Below are 23,456 nucleotides of genomic sequence, written 5' to 3'. Positions count from 1 at the left end.
GCATAGTATTGCCGTTGTGAGGCAGGAAGCATTCGGTAGCGCTCAAAGCGCGGGCAGCGAACCAGCCCGCAGCGCTCAAGATGCACTGCGGGAACAGCGGCGAACCAGCATCCTTCACGTGGACATGGATGCCTTTTTCGTTTCCGTGGAACTGCGCAGCCGGCCGGACTTGCGTGGAAAGCCAGTGATCGTCGGCTTCCCTGCTGAACGTTCCGTCGTCTTGTCGGCGTCTTACGAAGCCCGGGCCACAGGCGTGAAGTCAGCGATGCCCATGGCTATTGCCATGCGGATGTGCCCGGGAGCTGTCATCATCCAGCCGCGCCACAAGCTCTACTACGAGGTTTCGGCGCAGCTCATGGAGATCTTCGCCTCCATCACGGACCTCGTGGAGCCGCTGAGCGTTGACGAGGCTTTCCTGGACGTCGGCGGTGCAATCCGCCGTCTCGGATCTCCTTTGGACATCGGACACCTCATCCGCCGTCGTGTTCGGTCTGAGCTTGGTATCACCGCTTCAGTGGGGATTGCCGGAACCAAGTTTGTGGCCAAGATCGCATCCACCCGTTGCAAGCCGGACGGCATCCTCCAGATCGACGCCGAGGACACCATCCCGTACCTTCACACCTTGCCGGTCAGTGCCCTCTGGGGAGTCGGCGGCAAGACCGGCGAGGTGCTGGCACGCCTCGGCATCCGGACAGTGGCCGACGTAGCGGCTACGCCGGTGGCATCGCTTAAAAAGGTCCTTGGCTCCAGCGGAGAGCATGTGCACAGGCTGTCCATGGGAATAGATCCCAGGCCGGTCACTCCTACGAGGCTGGAAAAGAGCATCGGGGCGGAGGAGACTTTCGCCACAGATTCGGCAGACGACGCCCTGCTGCACAGGGAGCTCCTCAGGTTGTCCCATCGCACGGCAGCTCGGCTGCGCAGTTCCGGGATGCTGGCCCGAACCGTCGCTTTGAAACTCCGATACGCCGATTTTTCCACTGTGACCCGCAGCCGGACGGTACATACTCCCGTTGACAGTGCCCAGCTTATTTACCAGGTTGCCGTGCAACTGCTGGAATCCTTGGGGGCACGATCCATGAGCGTTCGTCTTGTGGGTGTCCGTGCGGAGCAGCTGGAACCGGCCGGCCAAGCGTCCATGCAGCTCAGCCTTGATCGACGGGATGACAACTGGCGGGCCGCGGAGCAGGCCCTTGACCGAGTTGCGGAACGCTTCGGCTCCAAAACGTTGCTCCCGGCCAAGCTCCTGGATCCGCGCAAGACTCCTGACGCCGAATGACTGCTGCGATGCCGCGCAGGTGCCGTCCGCGCGTCTTTCAGAACAGCGCCTGACAAACTATCCTAATTAGTACAGATATTTAGATCGTCTGGACAGCTGTTTCCTGAGCAGTCGGTCCCAGGATGTCCGCTAACAAAGCGGAAATGTTTGGGAACGCTTTTCGTTGCCCGATCGTTTTGGAAACAGACGCACAGGCCGCGATTCGTCCAGACGCTGGCTGACTAAAGGAGGTCGCGATGCCCCTCTCGGAGCATGAACAGAAGCTGCTTGAGCAACTTGAGAAGCAGCTTCATGAGGACGATCCGAAGTTTGCCAACACCATGGGTTCGGATCCCATCCGCAGCTGGTCAACCCGGCACGTGATAATTGGTGTCCTTGGTGCCATCGCAGGCATCCTTTTGCTGCTGGTCGGCGTGTCACTCCAACAGATTTTCGTTGGTGTCCTCGGCTTCGTGGTGATGGGCGCAGGTGTCTATTTTGCGACTCTTAGGGGCGCGGCGTTCGGCAAGGCCCGGAAAGGGAAAGCCGGAAAGTCAAAGTCCAAGAGTTCGTTCATGAGCAACCTTGAGGAGCGCTGGGACGAGCGCCGCCGCGACGACAACTGAGGGTGAGCGCCAGCATTAGCCTGGAGCTGGATCTTTTCCAAGCGACGATTCCTTAATACCTGCGCCGATAAATGGTGCATGCCCCTGAGTTGCAGGGGACACAAAGGACCCTTGATGGGTCTTTTTGCGTTTAACGCCCCCCAGTCCTCCTTCCTGCACCGTCCTCCACTTTCCACCCCTTCGGCGTTGATAGCCCACTGTGGATCCGCAGTGCGACCACGCCTGTGCCTGATTCGACCCTGGCCCATGGAGGCATGCCCCAGGCCTTCCTTTGTCCTCCACTTCCCACCATGCCCTTGGATCCGCGCATTTACGCGCCTTCGGAAACTCAAGTGGTGGAGAAACGCGCCGGGGTGCGTTGACTGTGGGGCTTTGTGGAGTAAAGTGGAGCGCATAAGAGGGTATTGGCAGAGTTGGGTATGAACGGGCACCTTGACTGAGGGGCGGTGGGCCGGTGTTTCTTGGCACCCATTCCCCACGCCTTGACGAAAAGGGCCGGATCATACTTCCCGCGAAGTTCCGTGAGGAACTTGCCGAGGGCCTGGTTCTCACAAGGGGTCAGGAACGTTGCATTTACGTCTTCAGCCAGAAGGAATTCGAGCGCATTCACGAATCGATGCGGGAGGCACCACTGTCCTCCAAGCAGGCTCGTGACTACATTCGGGTTTTCCTGTCTGGGGCCTCTGACGAGGTACCTGACAAGCAGGGGCGCGTGACGATTCCGCCAGCGCTCCGGGCCTATGCAGGGCTTGGCCGGGAATTGGCAGTTATCGGTGCCGGTACCCGCGCGGAGATCTGGGATGCCGAGGCTTGGAATGAATACCTCGCCGAGAAGGAAGCAGCCTTCTCGGAAACCGACGATGACAATCTGCCCGGGTTCATCTAACCGGCGGATGGGGCCTTGGCCCCTGTCCTTGGATGGGATCTCCAGCCGCCCATCGAACTGTCTTCCTGGCTCAACTTCCCCTGAGCCAGGCCGGCGGAACGATAGGCGCGGATGGGGATCCGATCCAAGGAACTGAATGCAAGCGATTGAGGAAAGAGGAGGCAACGTGGAAGAGCAGGACGCGGCAAAGCCCACATCTGAGCGCCACGTGCCCGTCCTGAAGGACCGCTGCATCAACTTGCTCGCCCCCGGCTTCGAAGCAGCCCGGGACCGTGGTGAGACTCCGATCGTTATCGATGCGACGCTGGGGATGGGCGGCCACTCCGAGGCCATGCTGCAACGTTTCCCTGATCTGCACCTCGTGGGGATCGACCGCGATGAGGAAGCGCTGGCCTTGGCCGGCGCGCGACTGGAGCCCTTCTCGGACCGCACGGATCTGGTTCACGCGGTCTATGACGAAATCGAGGACGTCCTGGCCGATCTCGGCATCCCTGAAGTCCACGGCATCCTCATGGACCTGGGCGTATCGTCCTTGCAGTTGGACGAAAGGGAGCGTGGCTTCGCCTACTCCTACGATGCTCCGCTGGACATGCGCATGGATACCAGTCGGGGGCAAACCGCGGCAGACGTCGTCAACAACTACAGCGAAGAAGAGCTCGTTCGTATCATCCGCAAGTGGGGCGAAGAGAAGTTTGCCGGACGGATTGCGAACAGGATCGTCACTGCCCGGGCTGAGAAGCCCTTTGCCACCACCGGAGAACTCGTTGAGCAAATCCGCAGTGTAGTACCTGCTGCTGCAGCCAAGAGCGGTGGCCACCCAGCCAAACGGACCTTCCAGGCGCTGCGTATCGAGGTCAACGAAGAACTCGACGTCCTGGAACGCGCTATTCCAGCCGCCGTCGCAGCGACGGCCATGGGCGGGCGGATTGTCGTGATGTCCTACCACTCCCTGGAGGACAAGATCGTAAAGTCTGTTTTCCAGGCCGGCTCCAAGTCCTCGGCACCGCTTGGATTCCCCGTTGAACTCGAAGAACACAAACCCGAACTGAAAACGCTGACCAAAGGCACGGAAGTGCCTACGGCCGCAGAAATTGCCGAGAACCCCCGCGCGGCGTCTGCCCGACTCAGGGCCGTGGAGCGCATCAAGCCAAGGAGAGTCGCATGAGCACCGCCGCAGCGAAGACACTGCCCTCCGTGGTAGGCAACACGGCCAGGGCACTCCCGGCTCCAGCCGGCAAGCCCGACGTCGTCCGAAAGGCGCGTACGCCGCTTTCGATTGTGCGCAGCGCCCCCGGGAAGCGGCGCACGCCTTTTGTTGTCCTCTGCTTCGTGGTGATGGCGGCCGCCCTGCTGACGGTGCTCGTCCTTAACATTTCTGTATCCACAGCCCAGTACCGGTTGGTGCAGCTCAAATCAGAAGCAGCCACGCTGAACAAGGAAAACCAGGACCTGACACAGAAGAAGCAGAACTTCGAGGCTCCCCAGAATCTGGCTGCAAAGGCTGCAGAATTGGGAATGGTACAGTCCACCGTCAAGGGTCAGATCGATCTGAACACCATGACGGTCACCGGAAAGGCAACCCCGGCCGTGAAGGGAGACAACCCCTCGGCCGTGATCGCCCCTCCGGCCGTTGCCGGCCAGCTTGATGTGGTGCCTTCGGTGACTACCAAGGATCCGTTGGAGAACCTCAAGCCGGCAACGCCTGCAGCGCCTGCGTCCACACCGGCTGCGCCTGCTGCCAAGCCGGCAACCCCGGCGGCCGCGCCTGCGGAGCTTCACGGGGGATCCGTTCCCGCTCCCCAGCAGAAGGCACCAGGGCACTAGCCCACAAGTTCACCGACGCAAGGCCAGCAGCAAGGAATCCACGTGGCGCAAAACCCCGGCAAATCAAAAAAGACGAAGGTGCCGGCGGCGAGGAAGCGGCTCCGGGTTGGTCTTGGCATCATGCTGACACTGCTGTTGGTGGTGGGCGGGAAACTCTTCATGGTGCAAGGCCTTGATGTCGGTGGCATGGCCGAGGCCGCCCTTGCGAACCGTCTCACGCCGCAGGTACTGCCGGCCGAACGGGGCAGGATCCTGGACGCCAACGGTACCGTCCTGGCCAGCAGTGTCATCCGCTACAACATTGTTGTGGACCAGGTCTTGAACACCGCCACCGCTGAGTTCAAGCGTTACAACGAAAAAACTGAAGAAGTAGAGACTATCCCGCGCGACCAGGGTATCTCCGAACTGGCTTCGCTCCTGGGGGCCGATCCCGCCAAGGTCAGGGAGTCGCTCACCGGTGACAAGAAGTACTTCACGGTGGCCAAGGATGTGAAACCCGAGCTTGAAGACCGCATCTCCAAGCTGCATATACCCGGTGTGGCCGCCGAAGGCGTCAGTAAGCGTGTCTATCCGAACGGCAGCGTGGCCGGCGGAGTGGTGGGTTTCCTCCAGGACGGCACAACAGGCCAGGCAGGTATCGAACAAACCCAGGACCAGGTCCTCCGCGGTACCGAGGGCAAGCGTGTTTTCGAGATTGGCGCCGATGGCCTCAGGATTCCCGTAGCCACTGATGAGCTCACGCCGGCTGTGGATGGAAGCGACGTCAAGCTGACCCTCAACACGGACATCCAGTACTTCGCACAGCAAGCCATCCAAAGCCAGGTCAACAAGATGAACGCCGAGTGGGGTTCCATCATTGTGATCGACACCAAGACGGGCAACCTCATTGCCCTGGCCGACACGAATGCCCCGGACCCCAACGACCCCGGGAAAGTTGATGCCAAGGACCGGGGTGTGCGTTCCGTGACGGCCGCCTACGAGCCCGGATCCGTCGAGAAAATGATCACTGCCTCTGCCGTGATCGAGGAGGGCAAGTCCTTTCCGCTGGACCATTTCACCATCCCGCCGTCCTACACCATTGACGGCCAGACGTTCACCGATGCGTTCGAGCACGGCACCGAGGAACGCACGCTGGCCGGAATCCTGGGCTGGTCCATGAACACCGGCACCGTGATGGCGGGAAGCAGGCTGAGCAAAGAGCAGCGCTATGAATGGCTGAAGAAGTTTGGCGTTGGCGAACAAACGGATATCGGCCTTCCCGCGGAAGCGACAGGTATCCTCGCCAAGCCCGATCAGTGGGACGAACGCCAGCAATACACGGTCCTGTTCGGTCAGGGAGTTTCGCAGTCCACGCTGCAAACCGTGCGGGCCTTCCAGTCGATTGCCAACGGCGGCGTGATGTTGCAGCCCAGGCTCATCGACAGCTACATCACCCCCGAGGGTGAAGAGCAGAAGGTTCCGGCCAAGGAGTCCCGGCAGGTGGTGTCCAAGGAAACTGCACAACAAATGCGGGACATCCTGGAAAGCGCAGTGACCGAGGGCCAGATCAAGGACGCAGCCATTGACGGCTACCGCGTGGGCGCCAAGACGGGTACCTCACAGGCGCCCCGCGAAGATGGACTCGCCGGCTTTGACGGGTACACGGCCTCGATGGTGGGCATGGCGCCCATGGATGACCCCCGGTTTATCGTCGAGGTCGTCCTGCAGCGTCCCAGGGGAAATATCTACGGCATCACCAATGGTCCCGTGTTCCGTTCCGTGATGTCCCAGGTCCTCAGGACCTACAACGTGGCACCATCCACCGGCACCCCCGCGCGCCTGCCGCAGTTCGTCAAGTAAGCTTCTTGGGCGTCTGTTTCGGCCAAAGAATTTGATCCATCACTACCGGCTGGGCGCCGCTGGCCCCAAGCCGGTCGTTCCACCGAGCATCAACGGAGAACCACGTGTCAGAGCACAATGAGGCCGCTTTCCACGCCGAGACGCCGGAGACCGGCACATCCGGCTTCCGTCCGGCGTCTGTGGCTGCAGTGCCTTTGTCGTCCCTTGCAGAAGCCCTGGGTGTCGCCGTCCCGGCGGACGGCGGGACCAGGGGAGTGACGGGGATCTCGCTGAATTCCCGGGCCATTGAACCTGGTGACCTTTACATGGCCCTGCCCGGGGCTTCGCGCCATGGTGCCGACTTCGTCCCGCAGGCGGTTGAGGCCGGCGCCGTCGCCGTAGTCACGGACGACGCCGGGGCACGGCAGCTTGCATTGGCAGGCGAGCAGCCCGTGCCTGTCCTTATCGTCGACGAGCCCCGCACCGTCGTCGGGCGTTTGGCTGCCCTGATCTACCGCAGCCAGCCGGACGACAGCGGGTTCCCGACGCTGTTTGGAGTGACCGGGACCAACGGTAAAACGACCACAACGTACTTCATCAACTCCTTGCTCCGTGCCCTGGGTAAAACCCCGGGTCTTATCGGAACAATCGAGATCCTGGCCGGGGGAGATCCTATTCCCAGCCTGTTGACGACGCCGGAATCCACCGACGTCCATGCACTGCTCGCCTTGATGCGGGAACGCGGGCTGGAAGCGGCCTCCATGGAGGTGTCCTCCCACGCCGTTGCTTATCACCGCGTGGATGGCGTGATGTTCGATGTCGCAGGGTTCACGAACCTCACCCAGGACCACTTGGACCTGCACGGCAGCATGGAAGAGTACTTCCGCACCAAAGCTGAGCTGTTCACCGCAGGACGGGCACGCCAGGCAGTGGTGATGGTCGACGACGAGTGGGGCCGCAACCTGGCGCGAACAGCGGACATTCCGGTCACCACACTTACTGCAACGACAGGAGGCAGCCGTGCCGATTGGTCCGTTGCCTCAACCACCGCCCGTGGACTCGGCACCGATTTTGAACTGCGGCACACTGACGGCCGTGTCCTGCGCGTACACACGGGCTTGCCGGGTGACTTCAACGTGGCGAACGCGGCCCTGGCCACGATCATGGTCCTGTCATCAGGCATGGATGTAGAGACCCTCCAGGGCGCACTCGACGCCCACGATCCCTTTACCGTGGCCGTTCCTGGACGAATGCAGCTTATCTCCACCGCGCCGGCCTCCGTGGTGGACTTTGCCCACAATCCGGATGCCCTGGCCCGCGCGCTGCAGGCTGTCCGGTCCCGTGAAGAGGGCTCCCGCGTGATCGTGGTGTTCGGAGCTACCGGGCAGCGGGATCAAAGTAAACGTCCCACGATGGGCGCCATTGCGGCACGCTTGGCAGACATTGTCATCGTCAGCGACGACGACCCCCACGATGAGGATGCAGCAGCCATCCGATCAGAGGTCCTGGCAGGTGCCTACGCTGCCCGTGAAGCAGGGAACTTGACTTGTGAAATCATCGAATCCTCGCCGCGGGATGCCGCCATCCGACTCGCAGTGGAGTTGGCCACCCCGAAGGACACGATCCTCATCGCAGGTCGCGGCCACGAGGTGTGGCAAGAGGTCAAGGGCGTCAACCTGGCCCTTGACGACAGAGTGGAATTGCGGACCGCCTTGACATCCAGGGGATTCAGCGTTTCAACGGACCAGCGGATAGAGTCCTAAACCGAGATGATTGCACTTACTGCGGCGGAGATCGCCCACATCACCCATGGCCGTTTAACCGGAGACGGGGACATCGCGCCCACTTCCGTCGTCACTGATTCCCGGGAAGCTACACCTGGTTCGCTCTACGTGGCGAAGCCCGGCGCGCACGCAGACGGTCATGACTTCGTTGACGCTGCCTTCGAGCGGGGTGCCGTCCTGGTGCTGGCCGAACGCGAGGTCACCGACGTCGACGGCAAGCCGTATCCCGCCGTCGTTGTTGATGACGCCGTGCTCGCCATGGGAGCCCTTGCTGCCGAAGCAGTCCGCCGCATCCGCTCTGCCCGGGAACAGCGCGGCGAGGAATTTACGGTGATCGGCATTACTGGCTCCGCCGGCAAGACCACCACCAAGGACTTACTCGCCGGCGTGTTGTCCCAAGCCGGGCCCACGGTGGCTCCGCGGGGCTCGTACAACGGTGAGGTGGGCGTCCCCCTGACGGTCTTTGCTGCCGATACGGACACTCGTTTCCTCGTCATTGAGATGGGAGCCACCGGCATCGGGCACATCAAGTACCTCGTTGGGATGGTGCAGCCGGACATCGGTGTGGTGCTGGTGGTCGGCACCGCCCACGCCGGGGAATTCGGCGGTGTCGAAAACATCGCCACGGCCAAGGGCGAACTCGTTGAAGGGCTCAGTGAGCACGGCACGGCCGTCCTGAATCTGGACGATGGCCGCGTTGCCGCCATGAAGAACCGCACCAGGGCCAAAGTCCTGGGCTTTAGTGCCTCTCCAGCGACGAACGAAGACGTGGAAGCGCGCAACGTTGTGGTCAACGCCGAAGGCCACCCCGAGTTTGATCTTGTACTGCCCGACGGCGGCCCTTCCGTTCCGGTCCGAAGCCGCCTCATCGGCGGCCATCACGTGACGAACCTGCTGGCTGCTGCTGCTGCGGCATTTGCCGCGGGCATTCCGGCGGCAGACATTGCTTCCTCGCTTAGTTCGCAGTCCGCTGCCAGCCGCTGGCGCATGGAACGAACCGAACGCCCTGACGGTGTCACCATCATCAACGACGCGTACAACGCCAATCCGGAGTCGATGCGGGCTGCACTGCGCACACTCGCTGATCTTGGCCAGGGCAGGCGGACATGGGCCGTCCTTGGCGCCATGCTGGAGCTCGGCGATGATTCAATCCGCGAGCACACCGCAGTGGGAACGCAGGTGGTGCGCTTGAACATCTCCAGGCTGGTGGTGGTGGGACGCGAAGCGCGGGCCCTTTATATATCGGCCATCCAGGAAGGTTCGTGGGGGGACGAATGTTCGTTCACGGAGACTGCCGAAGAAGCTTACGAACTCCTGCAAAGGGAGCTGCGACCAGGAGACCTGGTCTTGTTCAAGTCCTCCAATGGAGTGGGGCTGAGGCATTTGGGTGATCGGATAGCATTACCCCCACGGGCCGAGTCCACCGGGGAAAGCGCGGCTGAAGATGCCGCAAGCGAAGGGAACGAGCTGCTGTGATTGCACTTTTGATCGGCGCCGGCGTCGCCCTTCTGGTGGCCCTGATAGGGACGCCCCTGTTCATCAGGTTCCTGGTGGCCAAGAGCTACGGGCAGTTCATCCGCGACGACGGCCCCACCTCGCACCACACCAAGCGCGGCACGCCCACCATGGGCGGAACCGTGGTTGTTGCTGCGGTTCTGATCAGCTACTTCGTGACCCACTTGATCATGTGGATGATGAATCCGCGGTCCGCGGGACCCTCCGCGTCCGGGCTGCTTCTGCTGTTCCTCATGGTAGGAATGGGGTTCGTTGGCTTCCTGGATGACTACATCAAGATTTCCAACAAGCGCAGTTTGGGCCTGAACGCCCGCGCCAAGCTGATTTTGCAAGCCGCCGTCGGCATCATTTTTGCCGTTCTGGTGCTGCAGTTTCCCAACGAGGACGGACTCCGTCCGGCCTCCACGCAAATTTCCCTCGTCCGCGACATCCCCTGGCTGGATCTCGCCTTTGGTGGGACCATCCTGGGCGCAATTCTTTTTGTCGTTTGGTCCAACCTCATCATCACCGCAGCTACCAACGGCGTGAACCTGACAGACGGCCTGGATGGCCTCGCGTCGGGAGCATCCATCATGGTGTTCGGCGCCTACACCATCATGGGGATCTGGCAGAACAACCAGGCATGCGGTTCGCCCCGTGAAGCCGGCAGCGGCTGTTATCAAGTGCGCGACCCCATGGACCTGGCGCTCCTGGCGGCAATCCTGAGCGCTGCTTTGGTGGGCTTCCTCTGGTGGAATACCTCACCGGCCAAGATCTTCATGGGTGACACTGGTTCCCTGGCAATCGGAGGCGCCGTTGCCGCTTTCGCGATCCTGTCCCGCACAGAACTTTTGCTGGCCTTCATCGGTGGTTTGTTCGTGCTGATCACCCTTTCCGTCATCATCCAGGTGGGTTTCTTCAAGCTGTCGGGTGGCAAACGGGTGTTCAAGATGGCCCCACTGCAACATCACTTCGAACTGAAGGGTTGGGCAGAGGTCACGGTTGTTGTCCGCTTCTGGATCCTTGCCGGGCTCTTCGTGGCAGCGGGCCTTGGAATCTTCTACGCTGAATGGGTGGTGCTGCTGTGAACGCAAACCAGGAGAGCGCGGCCTCGGCCAACGACCGCCTCGAGGATCTCACCAGCTGGGATGCTGATTGGCGTGGCTTGAGGGTGGTGGTGACCGGAATCGGCGTGTCCGGTTTTGCTGCCGCAGATACCCTCATCGAACTTGGTGCAAAAGTTGTGGTGGTGGACGCCTCGACCACGGCGAAAGCAAAGGCGCAGGCCGACACCCTGAAAATCGTTGGTGCGGTGGATGTGCTGCTGGGCGAAGAGGCCGTGAAGGTCCTTCCCCTCATCGACGGCAACAAGCCGGAGCTCATTGTGACTTCGCCGGGATGGCGCCCGGACCAAGCCCTGCTGGCCGCCGCCAAACGCAAGCACATTCCTGTGTGGGGCGACGTCGAATTGGCGTGGCGCGTCCGCGAACGGGCTGGCCGGAAGACCGCTGATTGGCTCACCATCACCGGCACCAACGGTAAGACCACCACGGTAGGGATGACAGAGTCCATGCTGCAGGCGGCCGGACTCAAAGCCATTGCCGTGGGCAACGTCGGCACGCCCATCCTTGACGCGCTCAGGGATCCCGTGGAGTACGACGCTTTTGCGGTGGAACTCTCAAGCTTCCAGTTGCATTGGAGCCATTCGTTGTCACCGGTGGCCAGCGTATGCCTGAACGTCGCCGAAGACCACGTGGACTGGCATGGCTCTTACGCGTCGTACCTTGCCGATAAAGCCAAGGTCTACGAGAACACGCAGAAGGCTGCCATTTACAACGCCGATCAAATTGAAACCGAACGCATGGTGGAGAACGCGGACGTCGTGGAAGGCTGCCGCGCGGTCGGATTTACCACGAACACCCCCGGCATCAGCATGCTGGGCGTCGTGAATGGGTTGTTGGTTGACCGCGCGTTTATCGAAGAGCGGAAAGACTCAGCCGCCGAACTCGCATCCATTTCCGATCTTGGGCCAGTGGCACCACGGCATATGGTGGCCAATGCCCTGGCCGCCGCGGCCCTCGTCCGTGCTTACGGGATTGAGCCCGCCGCCGTGAAGCAGGGCCTGGTCAACTATCTGCCCGGCGCGCATCGTATCCAGCTCGTGGCCAAAAACGACGACGTCCTGTGGATCAACGATTCAAAGGCCACCAACCCCCACGCTGCCTCGGCCGCTCTTTCTGCTTTCCACAACGTGGTGTGGATCGCAGGGGGCCTCTCAAAAGGCGTCAATTACGATGACCTCGTCAAGGAGCACGCTCCCCGCTTGAAGTCCGTGGTTCTCATCGGCACGGACACCGAGGCCCTGGAAGCATCCCTCCAGCGACACGCACCGGATGTCCCCGTGATAGCCCAGCCCAAGGGCGACACTGAAAGTGTGCAGACCGCAGACGGTAACGCCTCCTCGCCGATTTTTGGTGAGACCATCATGGCTCAGGCCGTGAGGGCAGCGGCCAGCGTGGCGGAGCCAGGTGACACCGTGCTCATGGCTCCAGCGGCTGCATCCATGGATCAGTTCTCTTCCTACGCTCACCGTGGCGACGCTTTCGTCCAGGCAGTACGCGAGCTCGTGGAAGGGCAGGCAAAGACCACCGAGGAGTAACAATGGTCAGCACGCCCACCCGCAGCCGCGGCAGGGTTTCCGGGGACCTCGGAGCCCAGGCTCCGCCGGCTGCCCGCAAGAAACCCGCCGGGCTTCGGGGCCACGTCCGCTCCTTCTGGGAAGGCCTGGAAGGCAAGAGCAAAGCGCCGAACAGCTCCACGTACTACCTCATTCTTGGATGCGCCCTTGCCCTGACCGCCATCGGTGTGATGATGGTGCTCTCTGCTTCCAGTGTGGAAGCGATCTCTGAAGGCAAGTCGCCGTACGCCGATGCCTTGAAGCAGGCGATGTTTGGCGTCGTCGGACTTGTGGCGATGTACCTGATCTCCCGGACCAACGTCAGCTGGATGAAGAGGCTGTCCTGGTGGGGACTCGGTGCCGTTGTGGTCCTGCTGATACTTGTCCAGGTTTTCGGCCGCAGCACACTGGGCAACCAGAACTGGATCGACATCGGCGGGATCAGCATCCAGCCCTCGGAAATTTCGAAGCTGGTTCTTTGTGTTTGGATAGCAGCGGTTCTGGCACGCAAGGAGAAGTACCTGCATCGCTGGATGCACGTGATCATACCGGTGGTCCCAGGGGCTGGCCTGGTCCTTGGGCTGATCCTGGTGGGCAATGACCTGGGCACCGCGATCGTCGTCATGGCCATTGTGGCTGCAGGGTTGTACTTTGCCGGGGTTCCCACCAAGATGCTGGCAATTGCGGGCGTCGCGGGAGCCATTGGCGCTACAGCCATGACAATCATCAGTCCCAACCGGATCTGCCGGGTGACGGCTTGGCTGGGCATGGCAGGGGATTCCTGTACGGCAGATTCCGACTTCACCTACCAGTCCACCAATGGCATGTATGGATTGGCGCAGGGCAGTTGGACAGGACTTGGGCTGGGGCAGAGCCGGCAAAAGTACAACTGGCTTCCTGAGGCCCACAATGACTTCATCTTTGCCATCATCGGCGAGGAACTCGGACTGGTGGGCACCCTTGTGGTCCTGGTGTTGTTCGCCATCCTTGGCATCGCCATTTTCCGTGTCGTTGTCCGGCAGACAGATCCGTTCCAGCGCACGCTCGCCGGTGGCATCATGGTGTGGCTCCTGGGACAGGCAAGCATGAACATGGCAGTAGTGACCCAGCTGCTTCCAGTGATCGGTGTCCCGCTGCCTTTCATTTCGGCAGGTGGCTCGGCCTTGGTGATGTCGCTGTGCGGCGTGGGCGTAGTGTTGTCCTTGGCCCGCGGACAGTTGCCACCACAACAGCGTCCCCGGCTCTTGCCGCGTCGTTTGTCCAAGACCGCACGAAAGCGTAAATAGCACTTCATGACTTCAGATTCCCCCCACGCGCCCAAGCCGTTGTCCGTCGTGCTTGCAGGCGGTGGTACGGCCGGCCATGTCAGTCCGTTGCTGGCCATCGCGGACGCAATCAAGGAAAAGCGTCCGGAAGCTGCCATCCTGGCTGTCGGCACGCCGTCGGGCCTGGAAACCAGGCTTGTCCCGGCGGCCGGGTACCAGCTCGCCACTATTGACCGGGTCCCGTTGCCACGAAAACCGTCTCTTGATCTCTTGAAGCTTCCGGGGCGCTTGCGGGGAGCCGTCAAGCAGGCGGAACGAATCCTGGATGACGCCCAGGCCGATGTCCTGGTGGGTGTGGGCGGCTACGTTTGCACTCCCATGTACCTGGCAGCCCGCAGGCGCGGAACACCTATCGTGATCCACGAGGCCAACATGAAAGCGGGGCTGGCGAACCGCGTGGGTGCACGGTTCAGCCGCCATGTTGCCGTGGCGTTTGCCGGTACGCGCCTTCGCGGCGCCCGGCACGTGGGAATGCCCATGCGCCGCGCCATCTCAGGACTGGACCGCTCCGAGGCAGCGCCTGCTGCCAAGGCTTCGCTGGGCCTCAATCCGGACCGTCCGGCCTTGATCGTGACTGGCGGGTCCTCCGGAGCACTGAGCATCAACCGTGCTGTGGCTGCTGCCTTGCCCGCGCTGGCAGCTGCGGGGATCCAGACACTGCACATCACCGGTACCGGCAAGGCTGTTCTGGATAACGACGGCGGACTCCTCACCGCTGATGGCTACCGGCAGGTGGAGTACGTGGATGGAATGGAGAATGTCTACGCTGCTGCAGACATCCTGCTCGCCCGTGCCGGGGCCGCAACTGTCAGCGAAGTGGCAGCAGTAGGCGTTCCTGCAGTGTTCGTGCCCTTGCCTATCGGTAACGGTGAGCAAGCGCTTAACGCAGCTGCCCTGGTGCAGGCCGGCGGAGCGCTGATGGTCCAGGACAAAGAATTCACCCCGGAATGGCTCAAAGAAGAACTCATTCCACTTGTGTCGGACCGTGGCAGGCTGGATGAAATGGCCCGCAGGTCCGAGGCCCTTGGCATCAGAAACGCCGATCAGCGCATGGCTGATCTTGTCTTGGAAGCGGTATCCGCATGACGCACGCGATTGCACCACTTGAGTCCCTTGGACGAGTACATTTCATCGGCATCGGCGGCGTGGGAATGTCAGCCATCGCCCGGATCATGGTGGCGCGCGGTGTTCCCGTGAGTGGTACGGACGCCAAGGACCTTCCAGTCATGCATGACCTGGCCGCAGCAGGTGCCCGTATTGCCGTGGGATACGACTCCGGCAATCTGGGCGACGCCCAAACTGTTGTTGCCGGCTCCGCAATCCGTGCTGACAATCCTGAGTTGTCTGCGGCACGTCAGGCCGGTTTGCCCGTCCTGCATCGTTCCGAGGCATTGGCTGCGACCATGGACGGCCACAGGGTGGTCACCATCGCCGGTACGCACGGCAAATCCACCACCACCTCCATGGTTGCGGTCCTGCTCAAGGAAGCAGGACTGGATCCGTCGTTCGCCATTGGCGCGAACGTCCCGGCACTGGGAGTCAACGCGGCTCATGGATCCTCGGACATCTTCGTGGCTGAAGCGGACGAGTCCGATGGCTCGTTCCTCAACTACCGTCCCCTGATCGCCGTCGTCACCAATGTGGAGGCGGACCATCTGGACCACTACGGAACCGCTGAAGCTGTTTACGCCTCCTTTGACAACTTCGCGGCGCTCCTGCCGCCCCACGGAGTCCTTCTGGCATGTGCGGACGACACGGGCGCCCGCGCGTTGGCGGAGCGGACAGCCGCCAAGGGAACCACGCGTGTGCTTACGTATGGGACAAGTCACGACGCCGATATCCGCCTTCACGATGGCGGCCCGGGTGATGTCTCGGTAGCGGTGGATGGAGCCAGGTACACCTTGGACCTGCAGGTCCCGGGAAGGCACAACGCGCTCAATGCCGCTGCGGCGTTCGCCGTCGCCTTGGAGCTTGGTGTAGCGCCCGGGATGGCGGCTACTGCACTGGGACACTTCACCGGTGCGTCCCGGCGCTTTGAACTCAAAGGGCAGGGAAGGGGCGTGCGCGTATACGACGACTACGCCCACCACCCAACCGAAGTGCGGGCAGCCCTGTCCGCCGCCCGCTCTGTGGCTGGCGGCAACAAAGTCCACGTTCTCTTCCAACCGCATTTGTTTTCACGGACCCGGGAATTCGCTGCGGAGTTTGCATCGGCGCTGGACGCCGCGGACACGGCGCTGGTCCTTGACATCTACCCTGCCCGTGAAGACCCCATCCCCGGTGTCACTAGTTCGTTGATTGCTGACCGACTGTCCCAGGGGCGGCTGGTCTCTGGTGACGAAGCTGTGGAAGCTGTTGTGGCGGCCGCTGGTGAGGGGGACATTGTGCTGACCGTGGGAGCCGGCGATGTCACCGCTTATGGCCCGGTGATTGTGGAGGCGTTGGGTGGCTAGCACCCGCAAGCCAACCTTCAAGCCCGGGGCAGATTCCAGCCGGGAGAATAAGAGCCGTCCGGCCGGCGGTTCCAGGGAAATCGTCATCAGCGCCCAACGGTCAGTAGAGGCTTCGCCAAAAAACAGCGCCGACAATGTCATTGCTTTTCCCGAGCCGAAGGGCAAACGCAAACGCAGGCTCCTGCTGTGGACGCTCTCCATCGTTACGGCTTTCGTCACGGTGCTAATAGCGGGTGCCATCTATTCGCCCGTGCTCGCGGTCCGGGCCATCACTGTGGATGGCACCAAGCTGCTGACGCCCGAGGCTGTGCAGAAGGCTTTGTCGGGTGTGGAGGGCAAGCCGCTGCCGCAGGTGAGCGAGCAGGAAGTCAATGAGCTCCTGAAGCCCCTGATCCAGGTGCGTTCGGCAACTGTGGAGGCAAGGCCGCCGTCGGAATTGCTGGTGCACGTCAATGAGCGCGTACCGGTGGCCCTGTTGAAGCAAGGCGACTCGTTTGTGATGGTGGATGTGGATGGGGTTCAGCTGGGAGCCACGCAGGATCAGTCTGCGGTGGCGCTGCCCCTGATCGACGCTGGAGCAGGTGCCACCAACACTGGGTTGTTTAAAGCGATTGCTGCTGTCCTGAACACTTTGCCGGCCGATGTGCTCGCCAGGATGTCCACCGCGTCTGCTGCGTCGGCTGATGCCGTTGAGCTAAAACTGGTGGACGGAAAGACGGTAGTGTGGGGCAATGCCGAGGACAAGGAACTGAAGGCGAAGGCACTTGAGGCACTGCTGAAGATGCCGCCGGATCCCAAAGTTCCCGTGAACGTCTACGACGTCAGTGTGCCCCGGCATCCATTCACCAAATAAAGAGCATTGAGCACGTAACCTGCGGGCCTCGGTGACCTTATTTCGCGACAATCAAGCGACACGCGCAAGCGGTCATTGCATGTGCGAAGCGGAGGAAATACCGTCGCAGTAGAGTTACTTGACATAACTATAACCTTCAACTAGAGGGTTAAGGTCCAAGTATTCAAGTTGGACTCGATCAGTTTCGCTATAGGACACAAGCAAGGGGCACGAAACGTGGCAGCACCGCAGAATTACTTGGCCGTCATCAAGGTCGTCGGCATCGGCGGCGGTGGCGTGAACGCAGTCAACCGCATGATCGAGGTCGGCCTCCGGGGCGTCGAGTTCATTGCCATCAACACTGACGCGCAAGCGCTCCTCATGAGCGATGCCGACGTCAAGCTCGACGTCGGTCGTGAGCTCACGCGCGGCCTTGGCGCCGGAGCCAATCCCGAGGTCGGCAAGCAGGCCGCTGAAGACCACGCTGACGAGATCGAAGAAGTTCTCCGCGGCGCTGACATGGTCTTCGTGACGGCCGGCGAAGGTGGTGGCACCGGCACTGGTGGAGCCCCTGTAGTCGCGCGCATCGCCCGCTCCCTGGGTGCGCTGACCATTGGCGTGGTGACCCGCCCCTTCACTTTCGAGGGCCGCCGTCGTGCAGGCTCCGCCGAAGCCGGTATCGATGCCCTGCGTGACGAAGTCGACACCCTGATCGTCATCCCCAACGACCGCCTCCTGTCCATCAGCGATCGCAACGTCTCCGTCCTGGACGCTTTCCGCTCAGCTGACCAGGTCCTGCTTTCCGGTGTCCAGGGCATTACGGACCTCATCACCACCCCGGGCCTCATCAACCTCGACTTCGCCGACGTCAAATCCGTCATGCAGGGTGCCGGCTCTGCGCTCATGGGTATCGGATCCGCCCGTGGCGAAGACCGCGCAGTGAAGGCTGCCGAGCTGGCCATCGCTTCGCCACTCCTGGAAGCCTCCATCGACGGCGCGCATGGCGTGCTGTTGTCCATCCAGGGTGGTTCAGACCTCGGCCTGTTCGAAATCAATGAGGCAGCCCGCCTCGTGCAGGAAGTGGCGCACCCGGAAGCGAACATCATCTTCGGTGCGGTCATCGACGACGCCCTCGGCGACGAAGCCCGTGTCACCGTCATCGCCGCCGGATTCGACGACGTCAAGGCAACCTCTCCGTCCATGGACCAGTCGCGTCCCGCGCAGAACCCCGTGCCTGCCGAGCGTCCTGCTGCGCCAAGCACGGCTCCTTCCAGCGCAAACGCGCCGCAGCATGCAACTGCGGGCATCGGCGCCGCAGGCCTGAGCAACTGGGGCCAGCAGCGTCCGTCGGCTCTCCCCGCGGACTCCGGCTTCGACGTCGACCTTCCGGCCGTTGTGGAGCCGGACCTGTCCGGCAGCCGCTCGGATGACCTCGACGTTCCCGATTTCCTGAAGTAAGCGGGCTTCGAGAGTCAATATCCCGTGTTTTGGTGGCGCAATGAAGTTCAGCCCGGCGTTTCTGTTGCTTTCACGGACACAGGCGCCGGGAACCTGGCCCTCCACGTGGGGGACAACCCCGGGGATGTGACTGCGCGTCGTGCCCGATTGGACGATGCTGCAGACCTGGGTAACCGTAGCTTTCAGTACATGGACCAGGTCCATGGCAATGAGGTCGCGCTTATTTCGAGCTACGGTCCCGGTCCCACTGCGGATGCAATGGTCTCAATGTCTTCGGGTAGCCAGGCTCCCCAGCCATTGTCCGTCATGGTGGCTGATTGTGTTCCTGTGGTCCTCGTTGGAGATGCAGGCGATAGGGGTCCCCTCATCGCTGTCGCGCATGCAGGACGGCCAGGCGTAGCCTCCGCCGTTGTCCCGGCAACCGTCCACGAGATGCGCAGGCTCGGTGCCCTGAACATCAGTGCCTGGCTGGGGCCCTCTATTTGCGGCTCCTGCTATGAGGTTCCCGAGCAGCTTCGCGAAGAAGTTGCCGCCGTGGCACCTGCCGCCTGGTCGAGTACATCGTGGGGAACGCCGGCCTTGGATCTTCCCGCCGGTGTTCGCGCCCAGTTGGCCGAAGGCGGTGTCACCGTTGAATATTCAGGGGAGTGCACCCTGGAGAATGACTCCCTTTTTTCCTACCGGCGGGATTCCCGTACGGGTCGATTCGCAGGTTTGGTGTGGACGCATGACTAGCCACGTACACGACGACGCCCAGTCCGGCGTTGCAGCTTCGGATGCCCGCACCGCTGAACTTGCCCGGCGGCTCGAGGTCGTTCGGACACGGATTTCGGCGGCGACGGCTGCGGCGGGACGTGTAGATCGGCCCGGGCTGATCGTCGTGACCAAGTTCCACCCGGCAGCTGATGTCCGGCGACTGTCCACGCTGGGCGTCCGGGATTTCGGCGAGAACCGGGACCAGGAGGCTGCAGGCAAAAGCGCGGAACTCACCGACCTGGACGTCCGATGGCACTTCATTGGCCAGTTGCAGAGCAAAAAAGCGAAATCAGTGGCCAAATACGCCTACTCGGTGCAGTCAGTAGATCGTCCCCAGGTGATCGAGGCACTTGAAAAGGCAGTCGCCCGTGAACAGGACGTCACGGGGCGGAATGACCTTGAGTGCTACATCCAGGTCAGTTTGGATGACGACGCCGGGGCGCACCGTGGTGGGGCCCGGCCCTCAGAGGTGGAATCCCTGGCGGCAATGATCGCTTCCGCTCAAGGACTGAGGCTCGCCGGGGTGATGGCTGTGGCCCCGCTGGGTGCCGATCCCGAAGCGGCCTTTGAACGACTTTCGGTTGTTTCCGCGGAACTCCGGGCCAATCATCCGGCTGCTTCAGGGATATCAGCGGGGATGAGCCAGGACCTTGAGGCCGCTATCAGGTTTGGGGCGACACACCTGAGAATTGGCTCCGATATTCTCGGTTCGCGTCCGGCCGTGGGGTAGCGTCAAAGTATTGGAATGACGGGCCGGGGTTCCAATATGTCAAGTCATGGCGGCCCGCCTACTGCAGAAACGATAGGAGTGCACCATGGCTGGCGCTCTGCGCAAGACAATGATCTATCTTGGGCTCGCCGACGGCGATGAACACTACGAATCTGAGCAGGCCGTCGCGCACCACGACGAAGAACGCCCCCAGGCACAGGACCGGGAAGAGCGCCGAGCGCCTGCACCGGTCCGGGAAGTTGTCCGTGAAATGCCCACTGTTGACGCCGAAGAGGAATACCGCGCACCCGTGACACCCATTAAGCGTGCGGCGTCGAGCCGCGAAGATGCCTCGGGTTTGAGGCAGATCACCACAGTTCATCCGCGTTCCTATAACGACGCCAAGATTATCGGCGAGAGCTTCCGGGATGGCATTCCCGTGATCATGAACGTCACCGATATGGGCGAGGCAGATGCCAAGCGTCTGGTGGATTTCTCGGCCGGTTTGGTCTTTGGCCTCCATGGCAGCATCGAGAGGGTGACCAATAAGGTCTTCCTGTTGTCGCCGTCGTATGTTGAAGTCATCGGGGACGACAAGAAGGCCAGCGAAACGCAGGCCAGCTTCTTTAACCAGAGCTAAGAACGATCGCTACGAGGATGCCAGGCGGGTCAACCTGCCTGGCATCTGTGTTGCAATAGTAAGGACCGATCGGCGTTTCAACAGCAGGGACTGATCGGCATTCCGGAACAAGTGGGAGATCTGAGCTAACTCGTGGGCATTGTTTTCGGCCTTATCTATATTGTGTTGTTGCTGTTTTTCATTGCCCTCATCATCAGGCTGATCTTCGAATGGGTTCAGATGTTCGCCCGTCAATGGCGGCCCCGCGGTGTGGCATTGGTAACAGCCCATGTTGTCTACTCTGTGACAGACCCGCCACTGAGGAGGCTTCGCAGGTTGATACCGCCACTGCAACTGGGTGGAATCTCCTTGGACCTGGGCTTCCTGATCCTGATTATCGCCGTGAGCATTGCCATGGCGGTGAGCAGCAGCCTGGCGTAGCTGCGCAGTGATGCTGTACCGCGGAACCGGGGGCTCGCAAGGGTCCGAGGGCCGCAAATTCTCCAATTCAACACGATGGTGTTGAATTGGAGGAACCAGATGATATTTAGGTACCGTAGTTTTGAACGGCCGGAAGGCCTACTGACTAACTAGACCAACGAGGTGACCAGATGGCTTTGACGCCAGAAGACGTTGTCAACAAGCGCTTTCAGCCGACCAAGTTCCGCGAAGGCTACGACCAGGACGAGGTAGATGACTTCCTCGACGAGATCGTGGTTGAACTGCGCCGCCTGAACCAGGAGAACGACGAACTTCGCAAGAAGCTCGGCGAAGCTGGCTCGGCTGTGCCCGCGGCAACTGCTGCGGCTCCGGTCGTCGAGAAGGTTCCGGCCCCGGTCAAGGTGGACAAGGAAGCCGAGGCCAAGGCGGAAGCCGAAGCGAAGGCTGCTGAGGCTGCCAAGAAGAAGGAAGCCGAGCAGGCCGCTGCGGCTGCTGCCGCCAAGGCACCGGCTCCCAGCAACGGTGTTACGCCTACCGCTGAGTCCGCTGCAGGCCTGTTGGCCATGGCGCAGCAGATGCACGACAAACACGTTGCCGACGGTGCACAGCAGAAGGAAAAGATTATCGCTGAGGCGCAGATCGAGGCTTCCAGCCTCGTCAACGACGCCCAGGAGAAGTCCCGTAAGATCCTTGGCGCCCTTGAGCAGCAGCGTTCGGTCCTGGAGCGCAAGGTTGAGCAGCTCCGTGGTTTCGAACGTGACTACCGCTCGCGCCTGAAGGCCTACATCGAGGGCCAGCTGCGCGACCTCGACGCCCGTGGTTCCGTCGCTGCCCCTGAGGTCGGCGAAGCAACCGCTGACGTTTAGCAAGTATTCTGAAAGCCGGTGGCTGGGGTCTCCTCTGCCACCGGCTTTTGCTGTTAACACCCTGCCAGCAGCCCCAACGCTCCACGAACGAAAGCACTATGACCGACGACCTCACCGACGACGCATCGCGGCCGGAACTTCCCGTCCGAAAATGGCGTCCTGCAATGCTGTGGCTTTTTGCCGGTTTTGCAGTTTTTGCCTATGCCTTTGATCAGCTCACCAAGCTCTGGGTGACCAGCACCATGACAGAAGGTGAGCGCATTCCAGTGCTGCCACCACTGCTGCACTGGTACTACATCCGGAATTCAGGGGCAGCTTTTTCCATCGGTGAGAACGTCACGTGGATCTTCACGATCGTCATGGCCGGGGTTTCTGTTGCCATCCTTTTGCAGTTGCGACGGCTCGGCTCTGCCTGGTGGGCATTGTCACTTGGGCTGCTGCTCGGCGGTGCATTGGGCAACCTGACCGATCGGTTGTTCCGTGAACCGTCCTTTGCCATGGGCCATGTAGTTGATTTCATCCAGGTACCGAACTTTGCGATCTTCAACATCGCCGACTCAGCTGTGGTGTCCGGCGTTGTCATCATTTGCCTGCTGACCCTGCGCGGGGTGGGCATGGATGGCACCCGGCAAGTGGCAGCACCGAAGTCCGCGAAGCCAGCCAAGCCGGCTCCAGGCTCCAGCGAGGAGACCGTCGGTGAGTGAGTCGGTTGTGGTACCTGAGGACCTTGCAGGAGCGCGGGCTGACGCCGGGCTTGCACGGTTGCTGGACATTTCCCGTTCTGCTGCGGCGCTGCTGATTGCCGAAGGCAACGTCACCAGCGGCGGTGCGGCCCTCGGCAAATCAGCAAAGCTCATTGCGGGCGCGGTGCTGGACGTCACGGTTCCCGAGCGGCCGGATCCCTTGGAAGTCGTGGAGGAAGTTGTGGAAGGCCTGAAGATCCTGTTGGATGACGAGGAATTCGTTGTCATCGATAAACCAGTGGGAGTGGCGGCGCATCCATCGCCTGGCTGGGTGGGACCCACGGTGGTCGGCGGCCTGGCTGGAGCCGGCTACCGGATTTCGACGTCGGGAGCACCCGAGCGTGCGGGCATTGTCCACAGGCTCGACGTCGGCACTTCCGGCGTGATGGTGGTGGCCAAGACGGAGCATGCCTACACGGTCCTGAAAAGGGCTTTCAAGGAGCGCACGGTGGACAAGGTCTACCATGCGGTTGTCCAAGGACTTCCGGACCCACTCGAGGGCACTATTGATGCCCCGATCGGCCGCCACCCCGGCCACGACTGGCGCTTTGCGGTGATCGAAGACGGCCGGCCTTCAGTGACCCACTACGAGGTCTTGGAAGCCTTTGGTAAAGCTACGTTGGTGGAGGTGCACCTGGAAACGGGTCGGACGCACCAGATCAGGGTCCACTTCTCTGCATTGCGGCACCCTTGCGCCGGCGATCTCACCTACGGTGCTGATCCCCGTCTCGCAGCAAACCTGGGACTGACCCGGCAGTGGCTTCATGCACGGCAACTGGGCTTCACACACCCGCGGACCGGCGAGTGGGTGGAAGTCACCAGCGACTACCCAGCGGACCTTCAGTACGCCTTGGACCTGCTGGCCACGGGCTCAGCGTAGGCAACCC

Annotated in this window: 22 protein-coding genes; all 22 read left to right on the top strand. The window is 61.7% G+C overall.

The annotated features are described in order from the left end of the window. The first annotated feature begins 16 nt into the window (after positions 1–16). The 22 genes from dinB to ABIE18_RS19915 all read left to right on the top strand — a co-directional run bounded on the left by dinB (position 17) and on the right by ABIE18_RS19915 (position 23,449). Positions 17–1,279, top strand: a complete 1,263-nt coding sequence (dinB, locus tag ABIE18_RS20020; RefSeq protein WP_499724291.1) for a DNA polymerase IV — start codon at positions 17–19, stop codon at positions 1,277–1,279. 236 nt (positions 1,280–1,515) lie between these two features. Further along, positions 1,516–1,884 carry an SCO2097 family morphological protein gene (locus tag ABIE18_RS20015; RefSeq protein WP_224167050.1) on the top strand — a complete coding sequence of 123 codons (369 nt, stop codon included), beginning with the start codon at positions 1,516–1,518 and terminating at the stop codon, positions 1,882–1,884. A 454-nt stretch (positions 1,885–2,338) separates the two neighbouring features. Further along, a complete protein-coding gene (mraZ, locus tag ABIE18_RS20010; RefSeq protein WP_223936683.1) occupies positions 2,339–2,770 on the top strand; it encodes a division/cell wall cluster transcriptional repressor MraZ in 432 nt (143 codons plus the stop codon). Positions 2,771–2,906: 136 nt separating this feature from the next. Beyond that, the gene (rsmH, locus tag ABIE18_RS20005) at positions 2,907–3,935 is read left to right on the top strand and encodes a 16S rRNA (cytosine(1402)-N(4))-methyltransferase RsmH (protein WP_499724290.1); all 1,029 of its coding nucleotides are present in this window, start codon (positions 2,907–2,909) and stop codon (positions 3,933–3,935) included. Continuing rightward, positions 3,932–4,594 carry a cell division protein FtsL gene (ftsL, locus tag ABIE18_RS20000; RefSeq protein WP_499724289.1) on the top strand — a complete coding sequence of 221 codons (663 nt, stop codon included), beginning with the start codon at positions 3,932–3,934 and terminating at the stop codon, positions 4,592–4,594. Before rsmH ends, ftsL begins: the two co-directional genes overlap by 4 nt. A gap of 42 nt (positions 4,595–4,636) precedes the next feature. Next, positions 4,637–6,433, top strand: coding sequence for a peptidoglycan D,D-transpeptidase FtsI family protein (locus ABIE18_RS19995; RefSeq protein WP_477516519.1), 1,797 nt, complete (start codon positions 4,637–4,639; stop codon positions 6,431–6,433). 104 nt (positions 6,434–6,537) lie between these two features. Further along, positions 6,538–8,175, top strand: a complete 1,638-nt coding sequence (locus tag ABIE18_RS19990; protein WP_499724288.1) for a UDP-N-acetylmuramoyl-L-alanyl-D-glutamate--2,6-diaminopimelate ligase — start codon at positions 6,538–6,540, stop codon at positions 8,173–8,175. A gap of 6 nt (positions 8,176–8,181) precedes the next feature. After that, the gene (locus tag ABIE18_RS19985; RefSeq protein WP_499724287.1) at positions 8,182–9,672 is read left to right on the top strand and encodes a UDP-N-acetylmuramoyl-tripeptide--D-alanyl-D-alanine ligase; all 1,491 of its coding nucleotides are present in this window, start codon (positions 8,182–8,184) and stop codon (positions 9,670–9,672) included. Beyond that, positions 9,669–10,778, top strand: a complete 1,110-nt coding sequence (gene mraY / locus ABIE18_RS19980) for a phospho-N-acetylmuramoyl-pentapeptide-transferase (protein WP_477516522.1) — start codon at positions 9,669–9,671, stop codon at positions 10,776–10,778. Before ABIE18_RS19985 ends, mraY begins: the two co-directional genes overlap by 4 nt. Continuing rightward, complete coding sequence (murD, locus tag ABIE18_RS19975; protein ID WP_499724286.1) at positions 10,760–12,349, top strand: UDP-N-acetylmuramoyl-L-alanine--D-glutamate ligase; 1,590 nt, start codon at positions 10,760–10,762, stop codon at positions 12,347–12,349. The genes mraY and murD overlap by 19 nt, the downstream gene beginning before the upstream one ends. Before the next feature lie 2 nt (positions 12,350–12,351). After that, complete coding sequence (gene ftsW, locus ABIE18_RS19970) at positions 12,352–13,653, top strand: putative lipid II flippase FtsW (RefSeq protein ID WP_499724285.1); 1,302 nt, start codon at positions 12,352–12,354, stop codon at positions 13,651–13,653. A gap of 6 nt (positions 13,654–13,659) precedes the next feature. Continuing rightward, a complete protein-coding gene (murG, locus tag ABIE18_RS19965; RefSeq protein ID WP_499724284.1) occupies positions 13,660–14,778 on the top strand; it encodes an undecaprenyldiphospho-muramoylpentapeptide beta-N-acetylglucosaminyltransferase in 1,119 nt (372 codons plus the stop codon). Continuing rightward, positions 14,775–16,145 carry a UDP-N-acetylmuramate--L-alanine ligase gene (gene murC, locus ABIE18_RS19960; protein WP_499724283.1) on the top strand — a complete coding sequence of 457 codons (1,371 nt, stop codon included), beginning with the start codon at positions 14,775–14,777 and terminating at the stop codon, positions 16,143–16,145. Before murG ends, murC begins: the two co-directional genes overlap by 4 nt. Further along, complete coding sequence (locus ABIE18_RS19955; RefSeq protein WP_499724282.1) at positions 16,138–16,998, top strand: cell division protein FtsQ/DivIB; 861 nt, start codon at positions 16,138–16,140, stop codon at positions 16,996–16,998. The genes murC and ABIE18_RS19955 overlap by 8 nt, the downstream gene beginning before the upstream one ends. Positions 16,999–17,214: 216 nt before the next feature. Then, positions 17,215–18,435 carry a cell division protein FtsZ gene (gene ftsZ, locus ABIE18_RS19950; RefSeq protein ID WP_431119664.1) on the top strand — a complete coding sequence of 407 codons (1,221 nt, stop codon included), beginning with the start codon at positions 17,215–17,217 and terminating at the stop codon, positions 18,433–18,435. 24 nt (positions 18,436–18,459) lie between these two features. Next, positions 18,460–19,170 carry a purine nucleoside phosphorylase YfiH/LACC1 family protein gene (locus tag ABIE18_RS19945; protein ID WP_499724281.1) on the top strand — a complete coding sequence of 237 codons (711 nt, stop codon included), beginning with the start codon at positions 18,460–18,462 and terminating at the stop codon, positions 19,168–19,170. Beyond that, entirely contained in the window at positions 19,163–19,921 is a 759-nt protein-coding gene (locus ABIE18_RS19940; RefSeq protein WP_499724280.1) for a YggS family pyridoxal phosphate-dependent enzyme, read from the top strand. Before ABIE18_RS19945 ends, ABIE18_RS19940 begins: the two co-directional genes overlap by 8 nt. Positions 19,922–20,006: 85 nt before the next feature. After that, positions 20,007–20,540: a cell division protein SepF gene (locus ABIE18_RS19935; RefSeq protein WP_216922977.1), complete on the top strand. Its 534-nt coding sequence runs from the start codon at positions 20,007–20,009 to the stop codon at positions 20,538–20,540. A 132-nt stretch (positions 20,541–20,672) separates the two neighbouring features. After that, positions 20,673–20,960 carry a YggT family protein gene (locus tag ABIE18_RS19930; protein WP_223936713.1) on the top strand — a complete coding sequence of 96 codons (288 nt, stop codon included), beginning with the start codon at positions 20,673–20,675 and terminating at the stop codon, positions 20,958–20,960. 170 nt (positions 20,961–21,130) lie between these two features. Then, a complete protein-coding gene (locus tag ABIE18_RS19925; RefSeq protein ID WP_431119671.1) occupies positions 21,131–21,826 on the top strand; it encodes a DivIVA domain-containing protein in 696 nt (231 codons plus the stop codon). Between the two features lie 98 nt (positions 21,827–21,924). Beyond that, the gene (lspA, locus tag ABIE18_RS19920) at positions 21,925–22,530 is read left to right on the top strand and encodes a signal peptidase II (protein WP_499724279.1); all 606 of its coding nucleotides are present in this window, start codon (positions 21,925–21,927) and stop codon (positions 22,528–22,530) included. Then, positions 22,523–23,449 carry an RluA family pseudouridine synthase gene (locus tag ABIE18_RS19915; RefSeq protein ID WP_224167061.1) on the top strand — a complete coding sequence of 309 codons (927 nt, stop codon included), beginning with the start codon at positions 22,523–22,525 and terminating at the stop codon, positions 23,447–23,449. The genes lspA and ABIE18_RS19915 overlap by 8 nt, the downstream gene beginning before the upstream one ends. Positions 23,450–23,456 lie beyond the last annotated feature (7 nt).

The organism is Arthrobacter sp. 2762, assembly GCF_040548745.1.
Lineage (GTDB): Bacteria > Actinomycetota > Actinomycetes > Actinomycetales > Micrococcaceae > Arthrobacter.
Note: the sequence above shows the minus strand (reverse complement) of the source record. Positions and strands in the feature narration are given on the sequence as shown.

Excerpts from the sequence above, each read along its gene's own strand:
- ABIE18_RS19925 (WP_431119671.1), top strand. The coding sequence starts at position 21,131 with ATGGCTTTGACGCCAGAAGACGTTGTCAACAAGCGCTTTCAGCCGACC.
- ABIE18_RS20015 (WP_224167050.1), top strand. The coding sequence starts at position 1,516 with ATGCCCCTCTCGGAGCATGAACAGAAGCTGCTTGAGCAACTTGAGAAG.
- ftsW (WP_499724285.1), top strand. The coding sequence starts at position 12,352 with ATGGTCAGCACGCCCACCCGCAGCCGCGGCAGGGTTTCCGGGGACCTC.
- ABIE18_RS19985 (WP_499724287.1), top strand. The coding sequence starts at position 8,182 with ATGATTGCACTTACTGCGGCGGAGATCGCCCACATCACCCATGGCCGT.
- rsmH (WP_499724290.1), top strand. The coding sequence starts at position 2,907 with ATGCAAGCGATTGAGGAAAGAGGAGGCAACGTGGAAGAGCAGGACGCG.
- ftsL (WP_499724289.1), top strand. The coding sequence starts at position 3,932 with ATGAGCACCGCCGCAGCGAAGACACTGCCCTCCGTGGTAGGCAACACG.
- lspA (WP_499724279.1), top strand. The coding sequence starts at position 21,925 with ATGACCGACGACCTCACCGACGACGCATCGCGGCCGGAACTTCCCGTC.
- murC (WP_499724283.1), top strand. The coding sequence starts at position 14,775 with ATGACGCACGCGATTGCACCACTTGAGTCCCTTGGACGAGTACATTTC.
- murG (WP_499724284.1), top strand. The coding sequence starts at position 13,660 with ATGACTTCAGATTCCCCCCACGCGCCCAAGCCGTTGTCCGTCGTGCTT.
- ABIE18_RS19940 (WP_499724280.1), top strand. The coding sequence starts at position 19,163 with ATGACTAGCCACGTACACGACGACGCCCAGTCCGGCGTTGCAGCTTCG.
- murD (WP_499724286.1), top strand. The coding sequence starts at position 10,760 with ATGGGTGGTGCTGCTGTGAACGCAAACCAGGAGAGCGCGGCCTCGGCC.
- ABIE18_RS19935 (WP_216922977.1), top strand. The coding sequence starts at position 20,007 with ATGGCTGGCGCTCTGCGCAAGACAATGATCTATCTTGGGCTCGCCGAC.